Annotated in this window: 17 protein-coding genes and 1 riboswitch; of the genes, 11 read left to right on the top strand and 6 right to left on the bottom strand. The window is 67.2% G+C overall.

Annotation, left to right across the window (positions count from 1 at the left end):
• The first annotated feature begins 319 nt into the window (after positions 1–319).
• A complete protein-coding gene (locus OG474_RS08940; RefSeq protein WP_405064556.1) occupies positions 320–1,492 on the top strand; it encodes an IS30 family transposase in 1,173 nt (390 codons plus the stop codon).
• Between the two features lie 1,914 nt (positions 1,493–3,406).
• Here the strand turns inward: OG474_RS08940 and OG474_RS08935 are convergent.
• Positions 3,407–4,231: an alpha/beta fold hydrolase gene (locus OG474_RS08935; protein ID WP_405061759.1), complete on the bottom strand. Its 825-nt coding sequence runs from the start codon at positions 4,229–4,231 to the stop codon at positions 3,407–3,409.
• Between the two features lie 75 nt (positions 4,232–4,306).
• Here OG474_RS08935 and OG474_RS08930 point away from each other — a divergent pair, with 75 nt between their 5' ends.
• Positions 4,307–4,867 carry a DUF3558 family protein gene (locus OG474_RS08930; protein WP_405061758.1) on the top strand — a complete coding sequence of 187 codons (561 nt, stop codon included), beginning with the start codon at positions 4,307–4,309 and terminating at the stop codon, positions 4,865–4,867.
• Positions 4,868–4,871: 4 nt separating this feature from the next.
• On the opposite strand, the gene OG474_RS08925 is transcribed toward OG474_RS08930, so the two are convergent.
• The gene (locus OG474_RS08925; protein WP_405061757.1) at positions 4,872–5,795 is read right to left on the bottom strand and encodes a helix-turn-helix transcriptional regulator; all 924 of its coding nucleotides are present in this window, start codon (positions 5,793–5,795) and stop codon (positions 4,872–4,874) included.
• Between the two features lie 62 nt (positions 5,796–5,857).
• On the opposite strand from OG474_RS08925, the gene OG474_RS08920 reads away from it, so the two are divergent.
• Positions 5,858–7,003, top strand: coding sequence for an epoxide hydrolase family protein (locus tag OG474_RS08920; protein WP_405061756.1), 1,146 nt, complete (start codon positions 5,858–5,860; stop codon positions 7,001–7,003).
• Here OG474_RS08920 and OG474_RS08915 read toward each other — a convergent pair.
• Complete coding sequence (locus OG474_RS08915; RefSeq protein ID WP_405061755.1) at positions 7,000–7,818, bottom strand: SDR family NAD(P)-dependent oxidoreductase; 819 nt, start codon at positions 7,816–7,818, stop codon at positions 7,000–7,002. The genes OG474_RS08920 and OG474_RS08915 overlap by 4 nt on opposite strands.
• A gap of 109 nt (positions 7,819–7,927) precedes the next feature.
• Between OG474_RS08915 and OG474_RS08910 the strand changes: the two genes are divergently transcribed.
• From OG474_RS08910 to OG474_RS08895, 4 genes are all read left to right on the top strand, one after another.
• Positions 7,928–8,485 carry a TetR family transcriptional regulator gene (locus tag OG474_RS08910; protein ID WP_405061754.1) on the top strand — a complete coding sequence of 186 codons (558 nt, stop codon included), beginning with the start codon at positions 7,928–7,930 and terminating at the stop codon, positions 8,483–8,485.
• A gap of 82 nt (positions 8,486–8,567) precedes the next feature.
• Positions 8,568–10,274, top strand: coding sequence for a trypsin-like peptidase domain-containing protein (locus tag OG474_RS08905; protein WP_405061753.1), 1,707 nt, complete (start codon positions 8,568–8,570; stop codon positions 10,272–10,274).
• Positions 10,275–11,530: 1,256 nt separating this feature from the next.
• Positions 11,531–12,934 carry an MFS transporter gene (locus tag OG474_RS08900; RefSeq protein ID WP_405064555.1) on the top strand — a complete coding sequence of 468 codons (1,404 nt, stop codon included), beginning with the start codon at positions 11,531–11,533 and terminating at the stop codon, positions 12,932–12,934.
• Positions 12,931–13,464 (top strand): TetR family transcriptional regulator, encoded by a 534-nt coding sequence (locus OG474_RS08895; protein ID WP_405061752.1) that lies wholly within the window; start codon positions 12,931–12,933, stop codon positions 13,462–13,464. Before OG474_RS08900 ends, OG474_RS08895 begins: the two co-directional genes overlap by 4 nt.
• Positions 13,465–13,479: 15 nt before the next feature.
• Here OG474_RS08895 and OG474_RS08890 read toward each other — a convergent pair whose 3' ends face one another.
• Both OG474_RS08890 and OG474_RS08885 read right to left on the bottom strand, forming a co-directional pair.
• Positions 13,480–14,931: a multicopper oxidase family protein gene (locus OG474_RS08890; protein WP_405061751.1), complete on the bottom strand. Its 1,452-nt coding sequence runs from the start codon at positions 14,929–14,931 to the stop codon at positions 13,480–13,482.
• The gene (locus tag OG474_RS08885; RefSeq protein ID WP_405061750.1) at positions 14,928–15,362 is read right to left on the bottom strand and encodes a hypothetical protein; all 435 of its coding nucleotides are present in this window, start codon (positions 15,360–15,362) and stop codon (positions 14,928–14,930) included. Before OG474_RS08885 ends, OG474_RS08890 begins: the two co-directional genes overlap by 4 nt.
• Positions 15,363–15,515: 153 nt before the next feature.
• A riboswitch (S-adenosyl-L-homocysteine riboswitch) is annotated at positions 15,516–15,607 on the top strand.
• Positions 15,608–15,629: 22 nt separating this feature from the next.
• On the opposite strand from OG474_RS08885, the gene metH reads away from it, so the two are divergent.
• The 3 genes from metH (at position 15,630) to OG474_RS08870 (ending at position 20,333) form a co-directional block, all read left to right on the top strand.
• Positions 15,630–19,235 carry a methionine synthase gene (gene metH, locus OG474_RS08880; RefSeq protein ID WP_405061749.1) on the top strand — a complete coding sequence of 1,202 codons (3,606 nt, stop codon included), beginning with the start codon at positions 15,630–15,632 and terminating at the stop codon, positions 19,233–19,235.
• A 9-nt stretch (positions 19,236–19,244) separates the two neighbouring features.
• Positions 19,245–19,415, top strand: coding sequence for a hypothetical protein (locus tag OG474_RS08875; RefSeq protein ID WP_405061748.1), 171 nt, complete (start codon positions 19,245–19,247; stop codon positions 19,413–19,415).
• Positions 19,416–19,478: 63 nt separating this feature from the next.
• Positions 19,479–20,333, top strand: a complete 855-nt coding sequence (locus OG474_RS08870) for an HAD family acid phosphatase (protein ID WP_405061747.1) — start codon at positions 19,479–19,481, stop codon at positions 20,331–20,333.
• Here OG474_RS08870 and OG474_RS08865 read toward each other — a convergent pair.
• A complete protein-coding gene (locus OG474_RS08865) occupies positions 20,321–21,361 on the bottom strand; it encodes a LuxR C-terminal-related transcriptional regulator (protein ID WP_405061746.1) in 1,041 nt (346 codons plus the stop codon). The genes OG474_RS08870 and OG474_RS08865 overlap by 13 nt on opposite strands.
• 116 nt (positions 21,362–21,477) lie before the next feature.
• Here OG474_RS08865 and OG474_RS08860 point away from each other — a divergent pair, with 116 nt between their 5' ends.
• Positions 21,478–21,834 (top strand): nuclear transport factor 2 family protein, encoded by a 357-nt coding sequence (locus tag OG474_RS08860; RefSeq protein ID WP_405061745.1) that lies wholly within the window; start codon positions 21,478–21,480, stop codon positions 21,832–21,834.
• The last annotated feature ends 28 nt before the right edge of the window (positions 21,835–21,862 follow it).

Genomic DNA, 21,862 nt, shown 5'->3' with positions numbered 1-21,862 from the left:
TGGTGTGTTGTTGCGGTTGGTTGATGGTGGGGTTCTGGTCTCGGTGGCGTGTGAGTCGTTGGGGATCAGGGCTGATCGTGGCTATGAGGTGTTGCGGGCTTTGGGCCGGAGTGGGGCTGGCCGGCGGACGGTGATCACTGATGTGTTGCGTGAGCGGGTGATCGCGGAGTTCAAGGACTCGGGGAACATCACGGGTGCTGGTAGGTCGTGCGGGTTGAGGCATGACACTGCCCGGCGGATCCTGGCGGCTGCGGGGCTGGTTCCCGCGGTGCGGGCGGTGAAGCACAACGCGCAGGCCCAGGCCCGGTTCAGCGAGCTGATGGGGTCGGGCTGGTCGATCACTGCCGCGGCCCGTGAGGTGGGGGTGGACCGGCGCACCGGGTGGGACTGGCATCACGGGGTCCGCACCGTCGACGGCGCGCGGGTCTATCCCGATGGCCGGGTCGTGGGTTCGGGTGCTGCGACCTGCTATGCCACTACTGTGACCCGACCAGCCGATGCCGTGATCAGTGACCGTTACCTGTCCTTGGATGATCGGCTGGCGGTGGCTGACGGGCTGGTGAACAAGCGCACTTTCACCGTGATCGCTGAAGGTATCGGGAAGAACAAGTCCACGGTGTCGCGTGAGGTGGCTGCGCACAGCGTTGAGGGGATCTACCTGCCCCACCAGGCCCACCGCGACGCCGCGGCGAGCCGGGCCCGGCCCAAGACCTCCAAGCTGGTCACCAATCCCGTCCTGCGGGCCCAGGTCGAAGAGTGGCTGGAGCTGAAGTTGTCTCCGGAGCAGATCTGCCACAGGCTCGTCAAAGACTTCCCCGATGACGAGAGCATGCGCGTGAGCCCCGAAACGATCTACCAAGCGCTCTACTTCCAGGCCCGCGGCGGCCTCAAACGCAAAGTCGCCGAAGCACTGCGCACCGGAAGGACCCGCCGCAAACCCCACCGCGACCCCGAACAGCGCCAGTCCCGGTTCATCGACGACATGCTCATGATCTCCGAGCGCCCCGCAGACGTCGAAGACCGCGCAGTCCCAGGCCACTGGGAAGGCGACCTGATCATGGGCGCGGGCAACCAGTCCGCGATCGCGACCCTGGTCGAACGCACCACCCGCTACACGATGCTGGTCCACCTGCCCGGCAGCCACGAAGCCGAACCCGTCCGCGACGGACTCATCAAAGCCATGCAGACCCTGCCCGAACACCTACGCGGCTCGCTGACCTGGGACCAGGGCTGCGAAATGGCCCGCCACAAACAGTTCACGATCGCGACCGACATGGCCGTCTACTTCTGCGACCCCCACTCACCCTGGCAGCGCGGCACCAACGAGAACACCAACGGGCTCCTGCGCCAGTACTTCCCCAAAGGCACCGACCTATCCGTCCACGGACCAGCAGACCTCGAACACGTCGCCCAGCAACTCAACGCCCGACCACGCAAAACACTCGACTGGGACACCCCAGCCGAACGCCTACGTGATCTACTCACTACCTAGAAACCAACCCGGTGTTGCAACCACCCCTAGAAATCGCCCATGCGAGTGCAGAAGCCGCAAGCTGGTGGGGGAACCCATGAGATGGGGCTAGGTGAGATGGGGTGGGAGCTGGCGGCGGGTTCTTGGACGGCAACCGAGGTCCGGAAGCTCAGGCGACGGGAGGTTGGTCGTCGGTGTCTTGCCGGAACCGCAACCAGAGCCCATCAGCCCTAGGCAACGGGAGCTCGGGAACCGGCGCTTTTCTCGGGCCGCGACCGAAGCTCGGAAGTTCAGGCGACGGAAACGGGGGAAGCGGCCTCCTCGCTCGGACCGCAACCGAAGCTCGGAAGCCCTAGGCAACGGGAGCTCGGTCACCGGCCTATCCATCTCAGCTACTGCGGCGACCGGCCGTGCTGTCTTTCAGGTCGGTCGGTCGCGGCGAGGAACCACGAACCGACGTGCCCGGCCGAGGCTTTTTCGGTCTGTACCCCGCCCGACCGCCATGGCCGGCCGACAACACAGCGCGGCGAGCAGAGCGGATGGCTGAGGGCGATGGCGAGCCCGGCGACCGCGATCCCGTTACCTGGGACTGACGGGCTATGGCTGAGGTGCGGGATCTGCGCTATCCGGTGGATTTTGGGTGCTCGGCGACGAAAATCCACCGGATAACGCGCGGACCTTCCGGGCGGGCCCGAACGGCGGCAGCGGATCGGCGGGCAGTTGCGTTATCCGGTGGATTTTGGGGACTCTGAGGCTGTTGCAGAATCGGCGTGGCTTTGGTGACTGCAATCCGGTGGCTGGGCGGGGTTGGTGCGGGTTCACGGATGATTGCTGCCGGTATTTTGGCAGTAGGTCTCCGTGAATCTGTGGCTGGTCGGGGTTTCCACGTGTTTGCGGGGAGCTGCTGTCGCTGGGAGGCAGTAGATCCCCGCAAAGAGAGCTGTACCCCCGATTCGCGCCGCACCGGACAGGCCGGGCACGTCGACGGTGGCTGGTCGCCGCGGCGGCCGATTTACTGAAGCGCTAGGCGGGCGTCGCCTGGGGCTGAGGGGGATGGCGCGGCCGGTGACCACGGTCGCGGTTGCTTGAGCTTCCGGGCTATGGCTGGGGTCGGCAGGGTTGCGGTAGTCGGTAAGTTTTGGTCGCTATATAGGAAAAAGTATCGGCTAAAGAACCCGGCTACCCGATCTGCACGGCAGCAACCCCCGGCGGTGGATCACCTGCCCGACTTCCTCACCGCCAGCCCAGCCACAGCCCGCCAACCACAAGCAACGGGAACCGCGGTCACCGACCGCACCATCCCCCTCAGCCGAAGACCACCCCAGCCACACCGCTTCAGGTAATACCGGCCGCAGCGGCGACCAGCCACCGCGAACGCCACCGGCCGAATCCGAGCGGACGGACGGGACGAGCACATCCGGGAAGGAGGGGTTCCTGTCCAGGCAAAGCCCTCAGCCCACCGCGACCGACCACCTGCCGCGATCTCGCTCCCCGAACCGGTCTGGAGAGCAACAGCCGCCAAAACGCAACAGGCACTCTGTGACGAAAATCCACCGGCTAACGGAGCGGGTGCGCTCGGGCGCTGCGGAAGGGCAACGGGCGGGGGCGGATCGCTGCAGCATCGCAATTGGCGGTTGGGGTGCGGTTCAGGCGGAGCGGGTGGGGTTGCGGGGCGGTTGTGATGGGGCGGCGGATCGGGCATCACCCCGGGGCGGTTGTGATGGGGCGGCGGATCGGGCATCACCCCGGGGCGGTTGTGATGGGGCGGCGGATCGGGCATCACCCCGGGGCGGTTGTGATGGGGCGGCGGATCGGGCATCACCCCGGGGCGGTTGTGATGGGGCGGCGGATCGGGCATCACCCCGGGGCAGTTGTGAAGGCGGGGCGGACCGGGCGTCACTCCGGAACGCGTTCTGCGGGGCGGCGTTCGCGGGCTTAGGGGTTGTCGGCTAGGAAGTCGTCTATTAGGGCGTTGACCTCGGTGGGGGATTCTAGGGCGGCGAGGTGGGCGGACTGCTCGAGTACGACGAAGCGGGCGCCGGGGATGGCGTCGGCCATGGCCTCGGTTTCGGCGACTGGGAAGGTGGGGTCCTCGGCGCCGGCGACGACGAGGACGGGGGTGCGGATGCGGGCGAAGAGGGCGCGCTGGTCGGGGCGGCGGGGGACCACGCTGGTGACGGCGTGGGTGCCGGAGCGGATGTTCACCTGCTGGGCGAGTTGCTTGACTGTGGCAACGACTTCGGGCTTCTCGCGTTTCGCGGTCGGGCCGAGGAACGCATCGACCACGGGACCGACCAGGGGACCGCGGATACCGCCGAGCACGCGGGCTGTCGTGGTCATGATTCCGAACTCAAGTTTCTGGCGCGCTTTCGACGGTGAGGCGGTCGCGTTCATCAACACAGCAAGGCCGATCCGGTCCGGGTGCAACGCGGCGAACGTACCGCCGATCATCCCACCCCAACTGTTGCCGATGACATGGACCTTCTCGATACCCAGGTCGTCGATGATCGCCAGGATCACGTCGGCACACTGCTCGAAGGTGAACGGCCCGGCCAGATCCGAGCTGCCACCGTGCCCCGGCGGATCGACCAGCAGCACCTGATAGCGGTCGGCGAAGTGCGCGGCCTGCGCGGCCCACAAGGTGCCGTCCATCAGCAGGCTGGGCCAGAACAGCATCGCTTCCCCGGAACCTCCGACCCGCACCCGGATCCGCCCCAGCACTGTCTCGACGTACCGATCCTGAACCCCGGTCAGCGACATGAACGCACGCTACCGCCGATGACCCCTTGCGGTCATCAGGGACCGGTCCCGGCAGATCTCGATAAGTTGGGGTCCATGATCCGAGCAAGCCGGTTCGCCGCAACCACCGCTGTCGCCGCAATCGCCCTGACCGCGTGCAGTGTCTCGACGCCGGACAAACCGCAGGCGGCACCGTCCACTCCGCGGCCGACGAATGTCCAGGAGGCTGAGCCTTGTCAGCTCGTCACCCAGGACCTGTTGGACAAGGATGGGCTGAAACAGGCCGGCAACGACAAGTCGGCGACTTCGCGGAGCTGCTCCTGGACCTCGGACAAACTCTCGATGATGGTCCTGATCCGCTGGGACCGGGACTCGCTGATCGACTTCAGCCAGGCGTTCCCCACCATGGTCGGCACGGATGTCGAGATCGACAAGGTGAAGGTCATCGTCGGGAAGAGCAACGAGCGGCCGGCCTGCGCCACCGTGCTGTTCGCGGCGCAGGGCACGATCGTCGAGGTCGTCGCCGGCTACACGCCGCCCGCCAAGGTGACTGCTGCGTGTGACCAGGCGAAGGCCGCGACCGCGATCGCGATCAAGAAGCTCCGCGAGCAGCAACTGCTGCAGCTCGACCAGACCCCGACCCCGACGCAACGCTGAGGCTCTAACGCACCGCAGATGCCAGCCGCGCGGTCAGTTCGCGGACGTGGGCGATGAGCTCGGGCGGTGACTGGATCTCGAAGCGGTGGCCGAGCAAGCCGACGTACAGGGCTAGTTCGTCGAGGGAGTTGGAGCCTGCCTCGACCTGACTGGTTGTCGCGTCGATGGCAGTGACGGTGGCGACGCTCGGGCTCAGTTGGTCAGCCACGACCTCGACAGGTGCGTGGATCAGGAATCGAGCCTGGTAGCGGTATCCGCCGGATGCGGCCTTCGAATCGGGCACCTCGCGCGGCGTGAAGCGTGGGCCGGTGGGGACGATCGGCTCGAGCCGGTCCAGGCGGAAGGTGCGCCAGTCGTCGCGGTCGAGGTCCCAGGCGATCAGGTACCAGCGGCGGCCGGTGTTCAGCAGCCGATGCGGTTCTGTCGTACGGCGAGCCGCCGTACCGTCGTGGTTGCGATAGTCGAACCGCATTCGCTGGTGGTCGCGGCATGCCTCGGCAACCGCCAGCAGTACGTCGGGTTGCACCGCGGCCGCGCCTGACGGAGTGACCGCGACACCCTGCAGCAGCTTGACCCGGTGCCGGAGCCGGGAAGGCAGCACCTGCTCGAGCTTGGTCAGCGCGCGCACCGACGACTCCTCGATCCCGGCGACCGTGCCCCCGGCAGCCGCCCGCAGACCGACCGCGACGGCGACCGCTTCTTCGTCATCGAGCAACAGCGGCGGCAGCGACGCCCCGGCGCCTAACCGATAGCCGGCCACCCCCGGTACGGCGTCGACCGGATAACCGAGGTTGCGGAGCTTGTCCACGTCCCGGCGAACGGTTCGGGGGCCGACGCCGAGCTCAGCGGCCAGGGCGCTACCGCTCCAGTCCTTGGGCGATTGCAGCAGGGACAGCAGTTTGAGGAGTCGTGCGGAGGTTTCCAGCATGGGCAAAGTCTCTCGATCACCTAGGACAGAAGCCGTCCTAACTGGCTGACAGAGTACAAGACATGACGACGATCAAGCCATTCCGCATCGACATCCCGCAGAGCGATCTCGACGACCTGGCCGCGAAGCTGGCCGGCGCCCGCCTCCCCACCCCGCTGCCCGGTGACGACTGGACCACCGGCGTACCGGTCGCGTATCTGGCTGAGCTGGTCGACTACTGGCGGACGAAGTACGACTGGCGGGCCGCGGAGGCCGAGCTGAACGCGTTCCCGCAGTACACGACCGAGATCGAGGGTCAGCAGATCTACTTCCTGCATGTGACGTCGGCCGAGCCTGGTGCGTTGCCGCTGCTGTTGACGCACGGTTGGCCGGGTTCGGTGGTCGAGTTCCTCGACGTCATCGGGCCGCTGACCGATCCGGTCGCGCATGGTGGTGACGCGGCGGACGCGTTCCACGTGGTCATTCCGTCGCTGCCCGGGTTCGGGTTCTCGGGGCCGGTCTCCGAGGGCGGTTGGACGGCGGACCGAATCGGCCGGGTCTGGGCCGAACTGATGAACCGGCTGGGCTACGACAAGTACGGCGTACAGGGTGGCGACATCGGTGGTGCGGTGTCACCTGAGGTTGCGCGGGCGGCTCGGCAGCACGTGGTCGGCGTACACACGAACGGCGGTCCCGGCCCGATGCCGCCGTACCCGATGGATGCGGATGAGCTGGCGAGCCTGACCGAGCTGGAGCAGGACCGGGTCGCTCGGATCGGGAAGTTCATGCAGCAGGAGTTCGGCTACATCGCGATCCAGGCGACCAGGCCGCAGACGATCGGCTACGGCCTGGTCGACTCTGCGGTCGGACAGCTGGCTTGGATCATGGACAAGTTCCACGCCTGGACCGATCCGGGCAACGTGATCAGCCCGGATCGCCTGCTCACCAACGTGATGCTCTACTGGCTGACCGGTACGGCGAACTCTGCGGCCTACGTCGGGTACGCGCAGGCGCAGGCGTGGGGAGCCGGGAAGGAGAACTCCGGCGTCCCCACTGCGGTGCTCGCCTTCGCGCATGACGTGCCGATCCGCAGGTACGTCGAGCAGGAGAACACGGTGACCCGCTGGAACGACGTCGCGCATGGCGGTCACTTCGCAGCGCTGGAAGAGCCCGAACTGCTGGTGAGCGATGTCCGGGAGTTCTTCAGCACCCTGCGCTTGCCCAGTTAGTCGAAGTCGGTTGCGGTGGAGAGGTGTGCCCAGGTCGCGGTCTCGGCGGACCGGTCCTGTGCACCTTGCTCGGCTCGGGTCAGAGCATCCGTGCCGAGCAGCAGCCGCAGCGGCGGCTCGTCGAGGTCTGCCACCTGGAGAATCACCTGGGCAGCCTTCGCCGGGTCGCCGGCCTGCTTGCCGTCCGCCTCGACGCGGTAGCGGTTCATCGCGCCGACGGTCTCGTCGTAGTCCGCGTGGGTCGGGGCGATCGTCATCGACGAACCGCCCCAGTCGGTCCGGAACGCGCCCGGCTCGACGATGGTGACCTTGACCCCGAACGGCTTCACCTCGTTGTTCAGCACCTCGGAGAACCCTTCGACGGCGAATTTCGCAGTCTGGTAGGCGCCCATTCCGGGCGTGCCGCCGACCCGTCCGCCGATCGACGAGAACTGCAGGAAGTGCCCGTGCCGCTGCTCGCGGAACACCGGCAGCGCCGCCTTCGTCACGTTCACCACCCCGAACAGGTTCGTCTCCACCTGTGCGCGGAAGTCGTCGTCCGGTGTCTCCTCGATCGGTGCGCTGTTCGCATAACCAGCGTTGTTCGCCACTACGTCGAGCCCGCCGAACTCGTCCAGCGCAGTCTGTACGGCGGCTCGCGCGGCCGCCGCATCAGTCACGTCCAATGCCACTGCCCGCACCTGATCGCCGTACTTCGTCACCAGGTCGGCGAGCTGCTCGGGCGTCCGGGCGGTTGCGACGACCCGGTCGCCGGCCGCCAGCACCGCCTCGGCAGCGCACGCCCGAGGCCACGGGAACTTCCGGTGATCAACCACACCTTGCTCATTGTCGGTCCTAACTAACCAAACGGTTGGATACATCTCTAGCTAACCTCGTCGTCGACCAGAAAGCAACCAACCGGTTGGTTAGTTGTATGCTGGGCGTATGCAGCAGCGGAACGCCGACCGGACCCGGAGCAAGATCCTGGCCGCCGCCACCGAGGAGTTCGCCGAGCGCGGCATCGCCGGGGCGCGGGTGCAGCGGATCGCGGAAGTGGCCGGATGCAACAAAGCCATGCTCTACGCGTATTTCGGCAACAAGGACGGGCTGTTCGACGCGGTGTTCAGCGCGTCCGTCGAGGAGTATCTGGAGGTCGTCGGCTTCGACACTGAGGACCTGCCCGCTTATGCCGGCCGCTTGTTCGACTACTTCGAGGACAATCCGGCGCGGCTCCGGCTGACGAGCTGGTATCGGCTCGAGCGGCCGGCGGGTGAGCCGCTGGAGGCGATCATCGCGGTGAACCAGAGCCGGCTCGACGAGCTGGATCGGGCGCAGCGCCGACGTACCGTCCCGAAGCAGTTCTCTTCGGTCAGCCTGCTGTCACTGATCCAGGCGATCGCGACCAGCTGGTCGTCGATGACACCTGAGTACGGCGCGGCCGCGCCCAGCCGGGTGTCGCGGCGGAAGGCAGTGGTTTCGGCGGTGGAGAAGATTCTCAGCTGATTCATTGGTTGACCCGAGTCTGTTCTCAGTTCCGCGAGCTCTACTCGTACCAGAAGGAACTGGGCTGAGGAGGGCAACGGCGATGAGCGACGGTGCAGGACAGCAGGACGACGACAAGCAGACACAAGGGCCGCAGCCCGATCAGGGTCCGCGACCGGAGTGGAATGCTCCGCAGGCCGAGCAAGCTGCGCAGGCGGCGCAGCCTGAGCAGGGCGACCAGCGGCCGGCGATCCCGCTTCCGCCAGGCCCGCAGTACCAGCAGCAGCCGATGCTGAACCCGGGTGCGCAGGCTCCGGGTGCACAGAATGCAGGTGCACAGAATGCAGGTGCGCCAGGGCAGGGCTGGCAGAACCCGGGGTGGCAGTTGCCGGGGGCACCTGTTCATGGCCAGCAGTACCCGCAGCACGTGCAGTATCCGCAGCAGGCACAGGCGCCCGCGCCGTACGGCGGCTGGCACGGTGGTGGCGGCTATCCGCCGGTACCGGGTCAGGTCATCGGTTCCGGCCCGGCCAAGCCGCCGCGGAAGAAGCGCCGGCTGCTCGCCGCCGGTGCGATGAGCATCGCGGCGCTGCTGGTCGCCGGATCGGTTGCCTGGGGCATCGATCAGCAGGTGGGCGGCAGTCAGGGCTCGCAGCTGTCGCAGTCGCAGTTCGACCCGGCCGCGGTCGCGTCGAAGGTCTCGCCCGGTCTGGTGAACGTCAACACCGTGCTCGGCCTGGAGAACGCGAAGGCCGCCGGTACCGGGATTGTGCTGACCTCGGACGGCGTGATCCTGACCAACCACCACGTCATCGAGGGCGCGACGTCGATCACGGTCACGGATGTCGGCAACGGCAAGACGTACGTGGCGAGTGTCGTCGGGTACGACGAGGACCACGACATCGCCGTACTGAAGTTGAAGGATGCCTCCGGGCTGCAGACCGCGAAGCTCGGGAACTCCGACAACGTGAAGGTCGGCGACCAGGTGGTCGGCATCGGGAACGCCGGTGGCAAGGGCGGTACGCCGACCTACGCGGCCGGCAAGATCACCGCGCTGGACCAGGCGATCACCGCGACCGACCAGAACGGCCAGGACCCGGAAAACCTGAAGAACCTGCTCCAGACCGACGCGAACATCCAGGCCGGCCAGTCCGGTGGACCGCTGGCGAACGCCAACGGCGAGGTGATCGGCGTCGACACCGCCGGGAACAACGGCGGGAACGGCGGCCAGGGCAACCCCGGGCAGACGTCGGCCGGCACGGCTACGAAGTCCAACCCGCAGCTCGCTGCCGACGGTGACCCGTACGCTCCCGGCGACGGATCCGGCTTCGGTGACGGTCAAGGCGACAGCCCGTACGGCGGTCCGGGCAGCGGCTTCGGCCAAGGCAACGGTGGTCAGGGGCAAGGCGGTCAGGGTCAGGGCGGTCAAGGGCAGAGCGCCGGTCCGCAGGGCTACGCGATCCCGATCAACGAGGCGATGGACATCGCCAAGCAGATCCAGTCCGGTCAGGAGTCCGCGAGCATCCACATCGGGGCCGACCCGCTGCTCGGTGTCTCGATCGTCCCGAACGCCGGCGTCCAGGGCGCCGCGATCCAGGACGTGATCCCGCAGGGCAAGGCGGACGAAGCCGGCATCACCGCCGGTGACGTCATCACCTCCTTCGACGGCAAGCCCGTCACCTCCCCGGACACGCTGTCCCAGCTGCTCGACCAGCACCACCCCGGCGACAAGGTCGAGGTCGCCTGGACCGACCAGCAGGGTCAGTCCCACAAGGCCACGATCGAACTGATCACCGGCCCCGTCCGCTAACCAGCCGGCTCACTCCGGCAGCCCCCAATCCGGGTCGCCAGCGCCACCCCCTCGCCAGCGACCCGCACCGGGCCCGGCGCGCCTCCTCCTCCCGAGGCGCCCGGGCCCGTTTCACGTTCCCCCACCCACCCCGCCCCCAACGAGCAGCCCGCCCACCCTTGTGCACCCGCCGCAACTTTGGGAACCCATCAACCGTTTCGGGGCCGGTCAAACGGTTGGTGGGTGCACAAGGTGGGGTCTCGGGCCCAAAGAGCAGTCGGCCCACCTTTGGGCGCGCGCCGCGACTTTGGGCAGCCGCCGCAACTTTGGGAACCCATCAACCACTTCCGGGCCGGTCAAACGGTTGGTGCGTACCCAAAGTGGAGTCTCGGGCCCAAAGAGCAGCCGGCCCACCTTTGGGCGCGCGCCGCAACTTTGGGCAGCCGCCGCAACTTTGGGAACCCATCAACCGTTTCGGGGTCGGTCAAATGGTTGGTGGGTGCCCAAAGTGGGGTCTCGTGCACAAGGAGCAGGCGGCCCACCTTTGGGCGCGCGCCGCAACTTTGGGCGCGCGCCGCGACTTTGGGCAGCCGCCGCAACTTTGGGAACCCATCAACCGTTTCGGGGTCGGTCAAATGGTTGGTGGGTGCCCAAAGTGGGGTCTCGTGCACAAGGAGCAGCCGGCCCACCTTTGGGCGCGCGCCGCGACTTTGGGCAGCCGCCGCAACTTTGGGAACCCATCAACCGTTTCGGGGTCGGTCAAATGGTTGGTGGGTGCCCAAAGTGGGGTCTCGTGCACAAGGAGCAGGCGGCCCACCTTTGGGCGCGCGCCGCAACTTTGGGCGCGCGCCGCGACTTTGGGCAGCCGCCGCAACTTTGGGAACCCATCAACCGTTTCGGGGTCGGTCAAATGGTTGGTGGGTGCCCAAAGTGGGGTCTCGTGCACAAGGAGCAGCCGGCCCACCTTTGGGCGCGCGCCGCGACTTTGGGCAGCCGCCGCAACTTTGGGAACCCATCAACCGTTTCGGGGTCGGTCAAACGGTTGGTGGGTGCCCAAAGTGGGGTCTCGTGCACAAGGAGCAGCCGGCCCACCTTTGGGCGCGCGCCGCACCTTTGGGCAGCCGCCGCAACTTTGGGAACCCACCAGCCGTTTCGGGGTCGATCAAACGGTTGGTGGGTGCACAAGGTGGGGTCTCGTGCACAAAGAGCAGCCGGCCCACCTTTGGGTGTGAGGGGTGGGAGGTGGGGTTCCGGCTGGTGGAACGGATGGGTGGGGAGTGGTGAACGAGTGTTTACCATGGGGGGTGAGGGCTAGGGCGGTTCTAGGGGTTTTGGGGTCTTGCGGGGTCCTGGTTTCGGTTAGTCAGACGATTGTGGTGCCGTTGTTGCCGCTGCTTCCCGGGATTACGGGGAGTCCGGCGGCGGATGCCAGTTGGTTGCTGACGGTGACGTTGCTGACCGGGGCGGTGTTCACGCCGCTGCTCGGTCGGGCGGGCGACATGTACGGGAAGCGCCGGGTGCTGCTGATCGCGCTCGGTTCGATGGTGATCGGGTCGTTGTTCTGCGCGCTGAGTTCGGACTTGCCGGTGCTGATTGTCGGCCGCGCGTTTCAGGGGGCGGCGATCGCCGTGGTGCCGCTCGGCATCAGCATCCTGCGCGACGAACTGCCACCGCGACGGGTGATCCCGGCGATCGCGTTGATGAGTTCGACCCTCGGTGTCGGCGCAGCGTTCGGTATCCCGGCCGCCACGCTCGTGGTCGAGTACTGGAACTGGCACACGATGTTCTGGATCTGCGTCGGCCTCGGCCTGCTCGACATCGTGCTGGTGGTGCTGATCGTGCCGGAGTCGGTGGTGCGCACCAGCGGACGCTTCGACGTCTTCGGTGCGCTCGGGCTCGCCATGTTCCTCGTCTGCCTGTTGCTCGCGGTCTCGAAGGGCAGCGCCTGGGGAGCCGGTCCGACGATCGGACTCTCCGTCGCGGCCATCGCCGTCGTACCGCTGTGGGTCTGGTATGAACTCAAAACAACCAGCCCACTCGTCGACCTCCGCGTCTCGGCCCGCCCCGCGGTCCTGTTCACGAATCTCAGTGCCCTGCTCATCGGCTTCGCCTTCTACGCCAACTCGCTGTCCACCGCGCAGCTCGTGCAGGAGCCGACCTGGACGGGGTACGGGCTCGGCGCTTCGATCGTGGTCAGCGGCCTCTGCCTGCTCCCGGGCGGTGTCGCGATGGTGCTGCTGTCCCCGGTCTCGGCGCGGATCTCGGCCGCGCGTGGCCCGCGGTTCTCGCTCGCGATCGCTTCGGTGCTGATGGCCGCCGGGTACGTCGTGCGCCTGTTCACGAGTCATTCGATCGCCGGGATCGTGATCGGTGCGACCGTGGTGGCGGCCGGTACGGCGATCGCGTATTCGGCACTCCCGGCCTTGATCATGCATGCTGTGCCCGTGACCGAGACGGCGGCGGCCAACGGCCTCAACACCCTGATGCGCACGGTCGGGACCGCGATCTGCAGCGCGATCGTGGCGACTGTGCTGACCACCGTGACCGTGACGGACGGCGTACGGGTCGCTCCTGACCTGTCGGCGTACCTGATCGTGTTCGCGATCGCCGGCGTGGCCGCGGCGGTCGCGGCCGGGCTGACCTTACTGATCCCCAGTCGCAGGCCGGCGGTGGCGTCATGATCGACCCCGGCCGTACGGCGATCCTCCGGGCCGCCCGGCGTGCGTTCGCGCTGCAGCCGTACGCCGCGGTCACGTTGCGCGGGATCGCCGCGGACGCGAACGTGAGCGCGGCCCTGATCGTGAAGCACTTCGGCAGCAAGGAAGCGCTGTTCGAGCGCGTCGCGGACTTCAGTGAGGCCGCGGAGCTGCTGCTCAAGGCCCCGGATGCCGAGCTCGGCGCCCACCTCGTCCGGACCTTGGTCACCTACCGTCGCGACAACGGTCTGGACCTGCTGGTTCGGGTGATCTTCGCGGCCGGCGGCGGTGACGAACGCGCCCTGATTCGCGAGCACTTCCGCGACCAGGTGACGCGCGCGTTCGCCGACCGCCTGACCGGGCCGGACGCCGACCTCCGCGCGGAGCTCATCACCGCCCAACTGCTCGGGCTGAGCGCCGCGATGGCGATCGAGCGGACCGGCGCGGCCGCCACCGCGGAGGCCGAGCAGATCGTGGACCTGTACTCCCCTGCGATCCAGGCCCTGATCCACTGACCCCACCAGGGGGTCCTAACGCTTGACCTCCATCGTCGCCATCATCCCGGCGTCGGCGTGGCCGAGCAGGTGGCAGTGGTACAGGAACTTCCCGGTGAAGTCGCCGAACTTCATGATGATCCGCACCCGCTCACCCGGCATCACCGTGACGCTGTCCTTCCAGCCCGATTCGATCGGCGCCGGCGCGACGCCGTTCCGGTCGAGGATCTGGAAGCGCACCAGGTGCGTGTGGAAGACATGGGGGATCGGCAGCTCCGCGCTCTCGCCGTTGATGATCGTCCAGACCTCCGTCGTTCCGAGCTTCGGCGTGATGTCGACCCGGCCCGGTTCGAAGGACTTGCCGTTGATCACCATCTGACCGGTCGCGAGATCCAGGTTCAGCGTGATGTCGCGCCGTACCTTGGCCTGCGATTCCTTGAGCCGCTGGATCGGCACCAGCTTGCTCGGCAGTTTGTGGCTCTTGCCGGTCGCCTTCACGACGTCGAAACGCATGATCTGCAGGGGCGCACCGAAGATCGAGCTGTTCAGAACGATCTGCGACCCGACCGGGTAGCGCGCGAAGTCGATCACGACCTCGGCACGTTCGGAAGGTGCCAACGGCAACTTTGTCACCGGTGCCGGCGCGGTCAGCAGACCGCCGTCGGTGCCGATCACGTGGAAACTGTCGCCGGGACCCAACGTGAGTTCGTGCAGCGTGTCCACCGACGAACCATTGAGCAGCCGGAAGCGGTAGCGCCGCTGCTCAACCTTGAGGAACGGATGCGCCTTGCCGTTGACCACCGCGACCTCACCGAAGAACTCCCCCGCCTCCGGATTGGGTAGCCGGAACGATCCGTCCGCGTTGAAGCTGCGGTCCTGGATCACCAGCGGTACGTCGTACTTGCCGTCCGGAAGCCCGAGGCAGTCCTCCTGGGAGTCCGTGATCAGGTAGAGCCCGGTCAGCCCCTGGTAGGTGTTGAAACTCTCGTGGTGGTGGACGTGATCGTGGTACCAGAGCGTCGTCGCCGGCTGCCGGTTCGGGTAGTAGTAGAAGCGGTCCTCGCCGAACTCGATCTCGTCACCGGGCAGACCGTCGGAGCCCGACGGCACGTTGCCGCCGTGCAGGTGGACGGCGGCCTGGATGTCCTTCCCCAGCTTGTTGTGCTGCCGGATCACGATCGGCCGGTTCCGCCGTGCCTTGATGGTCGGGCCGGGGAAGACTCCGTCGTACCCCCAGATCGGGGTCTGGAGACCGGGCAGGATCTCCTGCGTGGTCGCGCGCATCGACATGTCGTAGTAATCGGTGCCGAGGACGCTGTACTTCGGCTTGAGCACCGGCGGCACCTTCAGTGGGGTGTCGAACAGCCGGACCTTGGGGCCGGGCGCGGCCGTGGCGGTCGCGGTGAACGGGCCGAGTAGTCGCTCGGCCGGCAGTGCGGCGGCAGCACCGGCCAGCAGGCCGAGCTTCAGGACGTTTCTTCTCTTCATCGAGCCTCTCCAGCGGAAGTGATGCGCCACGGAACGCCGAACAGCACAACGGCGGCGAGCGTGAGCGCGAAGGTGTAGCGAAGGGTGACCAGCGCGACGAACAGCGGCTGGTGGGCGTGGACAGTGAGGACGTTGGCCGCTGCCGCGACCACGGCGGCACCGGCCGCGAAGCCGACCCGCGACCAGATGCCTTCCCCGAGCCCGAGCTCGCGGGCCAGAACAGCGACGACGATCAGTACGGCGATGCTCACGGGGAGCGCGATCGTCGAATCGCGGAGGAAGTGCAGCAGCGGGTTCGCCGCGTGCTCGGGCGTTCCCGTTCCGTGATGGGCCGTCGGCGCGGCCTGGTGAACCGGTGGGTAGACGTAGTGCAGTACCCAGCCCACCAGGTAGTTCTGAATCAGGCCGAGAACGGCCACCTTTCCCAACATGTCATCAGCGTCGGCCGGGGGACGGCGTACCGGCATCGGTGGCTGTTGCCTATCTCGGGCGGCGGCTACCTAGAACTCGAAATATGGACAGGTATCTCGTACGCTGGACAAAGAGTCGGTCATAGGGCGACCCCGCCGCTAACATGGCGTGACCAGCTCGAGAGGCGCTGCAACGGATCTTCATGATCCGCCACGCTCGGGTGGGGCCTCGGTGGGAGGCACTGTTGCAAGGGCGCCTCCGGAGCGAATCTGGAGGTGACGCGACGGATGGGTAGCGAGACCGAACTTCGGGAGTTGCTGTCGGAGCGGGTGGCGGTACTCGATGGTGCGTGGGGCACCATGTTGCAGGGCGCCAAGCTGGCCCCGGAGGACTACACGGGGGACCGGTTCCGCAACCACACTCACGATCTGACCGGTGACCCGGACCTGCTGAACCTGACCCGTGAGGACGTCATCCTCGACGTCCACCGGCAGTATCTGGCGGCCGGCGCCGACATCACCACGACGAACACCTTCACCGCGACGAGCATCGGCCAGGCCGACTACGGCATGGAGGCCTACGTTCGCGAGATGAACGTGCGCGGCGCGCAGCTGGCCCGCCAGGCCGCCGACGAGTTCGACGGCCGGTTCGTGGCCGGTTCGATCGGCCCGCTGAACGTGACCCTGTCGCTGTCCCCGAAGGTCGAGGACCCGTCGTACCGGGCGGTGACGTTCGAGCAGGTCAAGGCGTCGTACGCCGAGCAGATCGCCGCGCTCGACGAGGGCGGCGTCGACCTGCTGCTGATCGAAACCATCTTCGACACCCTGAACTGCAAGGCCGCGATCGCGGCCGCCCACGAGGTGGCGCCGCATCTGCCGCTGTGGATCTCGGTGACGATCGTCGACCTGAGCGGCCGGACACTGTCCGGTCAGACCGTCGAGGCGTTCTGGAGCTCGGTCGAGCACGCGAAGCCGCTCGTGGTCGGCGTGAACTGCTCGCTCGGTGCGGCCGAGATGCGCCCGCACGTGGCCGACCTGGCACGGTTCTCCGACACCTTCGTCGCCTCGCACCCGAACGCCGGTCTCCCGAACGCCTTCGGTGGGTACGACGAGACTCCGGATCAGACCGCGGGCATGCTGCAGGAGTTCGCGGAGTCGGGTCTGGTCAACATCGTCGGCGGCTGTTGCGGGACGACCCCGGCGCACATCAACCGGATCGCGACCGCGGTCAAGGGTCTGCCGCCGCGCCCCGTCGTGGAGTCGGATCACACCACCCGCTTCTCCGGGCTGGAGCCGTTCAAGATCAGCGCGGACACCGGCTTCGTGATGATCGGTGAGCGGACCAACGTGACCGGTTCGGCCCGGTTCCGCCGGCTGATCGAGGGCGACAACCACCAGGCCGCGGTCGACGTGGCACTGGAGCAGGTCCGCGGTGGCGCGAACCTGCTGGACGTCAACATGGACGCCGACCTGCTGGACTCCGAGCAGGCGATGACCACGTTCCTGAACCTGGTCGCGACCGAGCCCGAGGTGGCCCGGATCCCGATCATGATCGACAGCTCGAAGTGGACGGTGCTCGAGGCCGGCCTGAAGTGTGTGCAGGGCAAGGGTGTGGTGAACTCGATCAGCCTGAAGGAGGGCGAGGACGAGTTCCTCGAGCGGGCCCGGATCATCATGAGCTACGGCGCCGGCGCGGTGGTGATGGCCTTCGACGAGCAGGGCCAGGCCGACACCGTCGAGCGCAAGGTGGCGATCTGTGGTCGTGCCTACGACCTGCTGACCGGGATCGGGTTCCCGGCCGAGGACATCATCTTCGACCCGAACGTGCTGGCCGTCGCGACCGGTATGTCCGAGCACAACGGCTACGCCTTGAACTTCATCGAGGCGCTGCCGCTGATCAAGGAACGCTGCCCGGGCGTGCACATCAGCGGCGGTATCTCGAACCTGTCGTTCTCGTTCCGTGGCAACGACATCGTCCGCGAGGCGATGCACTCCTCGTTCCTGTACCACGCGGGCAAGGTCGGCCTGGACATGGGCATCGTGAACGCCGGCCAGCTGGCGGTCTACGAGAACATCCCGAAGGACCTACTCGAGCTGGTCGAGGACGTCATCTTCAACCGTCGTGACGACGCCACCGACCGCCTGGTCAGCTTCGCCGAGAACGTGAAGGGCAAGGGCACCAAGCGCGAGGTCGACCTGACCTGGCGCGAGGGCACGGTCGAGTCGCGGCTGTCGCACGCGCTCGTGCACGGGATCGTCGACTTCATCGAGGCCGACACCGAGGAGTGTCGGCAGAAGCTGCCGCGGCCGCTCGAGGTGATCGAGGGCCCACTGATGGACGGCATGAAGGTCGTCGGTGACCTGTTCGGCGCGGGCAAGATGTTCCTGCCGCAGGTGGTGAAGAGCGCGCGCGTGATGAAGCGCTCGGTCGCCTACCTCGAGCCGTACATGGAGGCGGAGAAGGAGCTGGCCCGGCTGGAGGGCCGCGCCGAGGCCGTTCGAGGCCAGGGCAAGGTCGTGCTGGCAACGGTCAAGGGCGATGTGCACGACATCGGCAAGAACATCGTCGGCGTTGTCCTTGGCTGCAACAACTATGAGGTCATCGACCTCGGCGTAATGGTGCCTGCGGCAAAGATCCTGGACACGGCTGTTGCCGAAGGCGCCGATGCGGTCGGGCTGTCCGGTCTGATCACCCCGTCGCTGGACGAGATGGTTGCCGTCGCCAGCGAGATGCAACGGCGCGGACTCAAGCTGCCGCTGCTGATCGGTGGCGCGACCACGTCGAAACAACACACCGCGGTTCGCATCGCTCCGGCGTACGAGAAGACGACTGTGCATGTGCTCGACGCGTCTCGCGTGGTTGGCGTCGTGTCGGATCTGCTGGACGACGACCGCGCCGAAGCGCTTGCCATCAGCAACGCTGCGGACCAGGAGCGGCTGCGTGAGCAGCACGCCAACAAGCAGCGCGCGCCACTGCTGACCGTTGAGCAGGCGCGGGCGAACTTCGAGCCGGTCGAGCACGGTACGCCGCCGGTGCCCACCTTCACGGGATTGCGCCGGGTGTCGCCGAGCCTGGAGGAATTGCGGGCGATGGTCGACTGGCAGTTCCTCTTCCTGGCTTGGGAATTGAAGGGGAAGTACCCCGCGATCCTGGAGCAGCCGGTGGCGCGCGAGCTGTTCGACGACGCGCAGACGCTGCTCGACGAGATCATTGCCAACGGCTCCTTCCAGGCCGAGGGCGCCTACGGTTTCTGGCCGGCGCACAGCGAGGGTGACGACATCCTGCTGGACGGCCTGGACATCTCGTTCCCGATGCTGCGGCAGCAGACCGAGAAGCCGGCCGGTCGGCACAACCGGTGCCTGGCCGACTACGTGGCGCCCGCGGACGACTACCTCGGTGGCTTCGGCGTGGCGATTCACGGTGCCGAGAAGCTGGCGGCGACGTACGAGGCGAAGAACGACGACTACCGCGCGATCATGGTGAAGGCGCTGGCCGACCGGCTCGCCGAGGCGTTCGCCGAGTGGATCCACTTGGAGGCGCGGAAGGCCTGGTTCGAGCCGGATGCCGAGCCGCTGCTGTCGGATCTGCACGCGGAGCGCTTCCGGGGGATCCGGCCGGCGCTCGGCTACCCGGCCAGCCCCGACCACAGCGAGAAGAAGGAGCTGTTCGAGCTGCTCGAGGCGGACAAGCTCGGCCTCGCGCTGACCGAGTCCTTCGCGATGACCCCGGCGGCCGCGGTCTCCGGTCTGATCTTCCAGAGTCCGGCCGCGCGTTACTTCAGCGTCGGTCGCCTGGGCAAGGACCAGATCACCGACTACGCCGCCCGGCGCGGCGAGACGGTCGAGGAAATCGAGCGCTGGCTCCGCCCGAACTTGGCCTACGAGCCGGTCTGACCTGACCGCATGACCGTGACTCTGCGCCCAGCCGTTGCTGCCGACTCCGACGCCATCGCGTCCATCTGGCACCTCGGCTGGGCCGATACCGGCCGCTTCGACTACCCAGCGTCAGTCGAACGTGGCACCCTGCCAGTGCCGTGTCACCGCTACGTCAAAGCTGTGACATCTGTCAGCTGACTTCTCAGCACTGGCGGGTTTAGGTTGCTGGGGCAAGCCAAACTCGTTCTGGGAGAGGTCATCATGGGTATCCGCATCTCGCGGCGGATGGTTGCCGTCGGTACGGCGGCAGTCGCGTTCACGTCGGTGGTCGGGGGAGTGGCGTATTCGGCGGGGGTGGCGGCGCAGCAGCCGGCCATTCAGACGTCGACGCCGCACAAGGAGCGTGACGTCACCAATATCGACGTGCTCCGGCAGCAGCTGCGGAACTACTACGGGGATCCGCTCGGCACCGGCACATTCGGTGCCAAGAGCAACTATGCGCGCGAGGCCACGGCGGTCGCGCAGGCCGGGAAGCGGGCGCTCGCCGTACCGCATCACAGCAAGCAGTATCAGTCAGGCAAGGCTAAGGCGATCCTCCTGGACGTCGACGACACCTCGCTGGCGACCTGGAACTACGAGATCGCCAGCAACTGGGCGTACAACCCGGGGACCAACGCGGACTACGTGCTGGGGCAGAAGTTCCCCGCCGTACCGGGGATGGTGGACCTGGTGAAGACGGCTGAGCGGGAGGGGTATGCGATCTTCTTCCTGACCGGGCGGGGTGCCGCGCAGGAGCAGGCGACGCTGGGGAACCTGACGGCGGACGGGGTCGGGGTCGACGCCGGCTACCCGAAGCCGACGGGGCTGCCGAACGGCGAGGACGGGCTGTTCACGAAGCCCGCGGTCGCGGACTACCCGGCGTACCTGAAGCAGGCCTGTGCCGCGGATCCGAACGGCTCCTGCACGACGATCCACTACAAGTCGGCCACCCGCGCGCACATCGAGTCGCTCGGCTACGACATCGTCGCGAACTTCGGCGACCAGTACTCCGACCTCAAGGGCGGGTACGCCGACCGCACGTTCAAGCTGCCGAACCCGAACTACTACCTGCCCTGAGTGCTGATCCGGCCCACGAGTTCGCGGCGGCTGCGGACACCGACCTTCGCGAAGATCGACTTCAGATGACTCTGCACGGTGTGCGGGGACAGATGGAGCTGACCGGCGATGGCGCGGGTGTCGTTGCCCTGGAGGACGAGCTCGGTCAGCTCGCGCTCGCGCGGAGTCAGCCCGTACGCCGCTGAGATCAGCGGCGCGATCGCCGGTACGGCGGCCGCCTGCAGGACCACTGCCACGCGCTGGTCCCAGGTGGTCGCCGCCGTCGCAGGCGCCGCGTGGATCTGGATCCATCGACCGGATTCACCGAGCATCCGCGCGGTCGCCTCCTGGCCGGTGAGGCGAACCCGCTCGACCATCGTGGCGATCTCGAACGGCAACCGGTCGTGTGTCACGGACCCCTCGAAGCCGAACTCCTCCAGCCAGCGGGCGGTCGCCGGTGTGTGTGACTCGACCCGGCGGTCGGTGCCGAAGACCAGGACTCCCGGCCACATCTCCGCGCCAGGTCCGGCGGCCCGGGCGTGAATGCCCGCGGCCCGGAAGCACAGTCCGAGCAGCGGGGCGATGACATTGGCGAAATCTCGCTCCTCCGGGATGAAGTCGCCCTGCCGGAAGAGTGAGAAGCATCCCCACGCTGCCCCGTCGACGACGAAAGCGGTCCGCAGTTCGCCGGTCATCCCCATCGGCTCGAGCAGCCTGCGGTAGCGGACACAGCGGCTCAGGTCCCCACCGGTTGCTTCGCTGAGGACGCCGCTGTGCAGAGGCCCTTCGACCAAGGACGCGAACGAGTTGTAGTCGTCGTACAGGTAGGCGATCTCCGCGATCTCGCCGGTCGGTCCGGGCATCCGCTCGGTGGCCCACCGGGTCTCGATCAGCGTGACCGGATCCATCGCATGCCAGCAACTGCTGTCCCGCGGCAACGCGCGCTGAAGGATCTGCTGAGCCTCGTCGAAGAGGTCAGCCAGCGGCAGCCTCGCCTCGGTCAGCGAGACCACCCGGTCGTACGCGCGGACATGTGCGGCGAGAGTCACCCTCCGATGGTCACACGACGCCGTACGGCGGCATATCCCTTAAATGTGGCATGGCCCTTCTGGGCATCCCTGGTTAGCGTCCAGCATCCGTACTTTCGTACTTCTTGGGGGAATCAATGCCTGAAGCAAGCATGGTGTTCGCGGCCGTCGACCAGCAGGACATGACCGCGTTGCGGGCGATGTTCGCCGCCGATGGGCGGTTCGTCTTCGGCAATCAGGAGCCGCTGCTCGGGATCGAGGCGATCATGGCCGGCAACACGGCCTTCTTCACCACGGTCCAGTGCACCGAGCACCACATCGACCGGGTCTGGACGGTCGACGCGACCACGATCGCCGAGACCGACGTGACCTACACCCGGCTGGACGGCAAGGAGGTCACGCTGCCGACCATCAGCATCTGGACCGTCGACTCCGCCGGCCTCATCACCGACTACCAGATCTACTCCGACACCACCCCCATCATCGCCCCCTGATCCTCGTAACGTCCGAAGATCCGGAGAC

This window comes from Kribbella sp. NBC_01505 (assembly GCF_045040285.1).
GTDB lineage: Bacteria > Actinomycetota > Actinomycetes > Propionibacteriales > Kribbellaceae > Kribbella.
The sequence above is the reverse complement of the archived record's forward strand: the minus strand, read 5'-3'. Positions and strand labels throughout refer to the sequence as shown.

Coding starts and splice junctions, on each gene's coding strand:
- OG474_RS08940 (WP_405064556.1), top strand. CDS start 320: ATGGGGTCGGGCTGGTCGATCACTGCCGCGGCCCGTGAGGTGGGGGTG.
- OG474_RS08935 (WP_405061759.1), bottom strand. CDS start 4,231: ATGTCGCTGACCGGGGTTCAGGATCGGTACGTCGAGACAGTGCTGGGG.
- OG474_RS08930 (WP_405061758.1), top strand. CDS start 4,307: ATGATCCGAGCAAGCCGGTTCGCCGCAACCACCGCTGTCGCCGCAATC.
- OG474_RS08925 (WP_405061757.1), bottom strand. CDS start 5,795: ATGCTGGAAACCTCCGCACGACTCCTCAAACTGCTGTCCCTGCTGCAA.
- OG474_RS08920 (WP_405061756.1), top strand. CDS start 5,858: ATGACGACGATCAAGCCATTCCGCATCGACATCCCGCAGAGCGATCTC.
- OG474_RS08910 (WP_405061754.1), top strand. CDS start 7,928: ATGCAGCAGCGGAACGCCGACCGGACCCGGAGCAAGATCCTGGCCGCC.
- OG474_RS08905 (WP_405061753.1), top strand. CDS start 8,568: ATGAGCGACGGTGCAGGACAGCAGGACGACGACAAGCAGACACAAGGG.
- OG474_RS08895 (WP_405061752.1), top strand. CDS start 12,931: ATGATCGACCCCGGCCGTACGGCGATCCTCCGGGCCGCCCGGCGTGCG.
- OG474_RS08890 (WP_405061751.1), bottom strand. CDS start 14,931: ATGAAGAGAAGAAACGTCCTGAAGCTCGGCCTGCTGGCCGGTGCTGCC.
- OG474_RS08885 (WP_405061750.1), bottom strand. CDS start 15,362: ATGTTGGGAAAGGTGGCCGTTCTCGGCCTGATTCAGAACTACCTGGTG.
- metH (WP_405061749.1), top strand. CDS start 15,630: ATGGGTAGCGAGACCGAACTTCGGGAGTTGCTGTCGGAGCGGGTGGCG.
- OG474_RS08875 (WP_405061748.1), top strand. CDS start 19,245: ATGACCGTGACTCTGCGCCCAGCCGTTGCTGCCGACTCCGACGCCATC.
- OG474_RS08870 (WP_405061747.1), top strand. CDS start 19,479: ATGGGTATCCGCATCTCGCGGCGGATGGTTGCCGTCGGTACGGCGGCA.
- OG474_RS08860 (WP_405061745.1), top strand. CDS start 21,478: ATGCCTGAAGCAAGCATGGTGTTCGCGGCCGTCGACCAGCAGGACATG.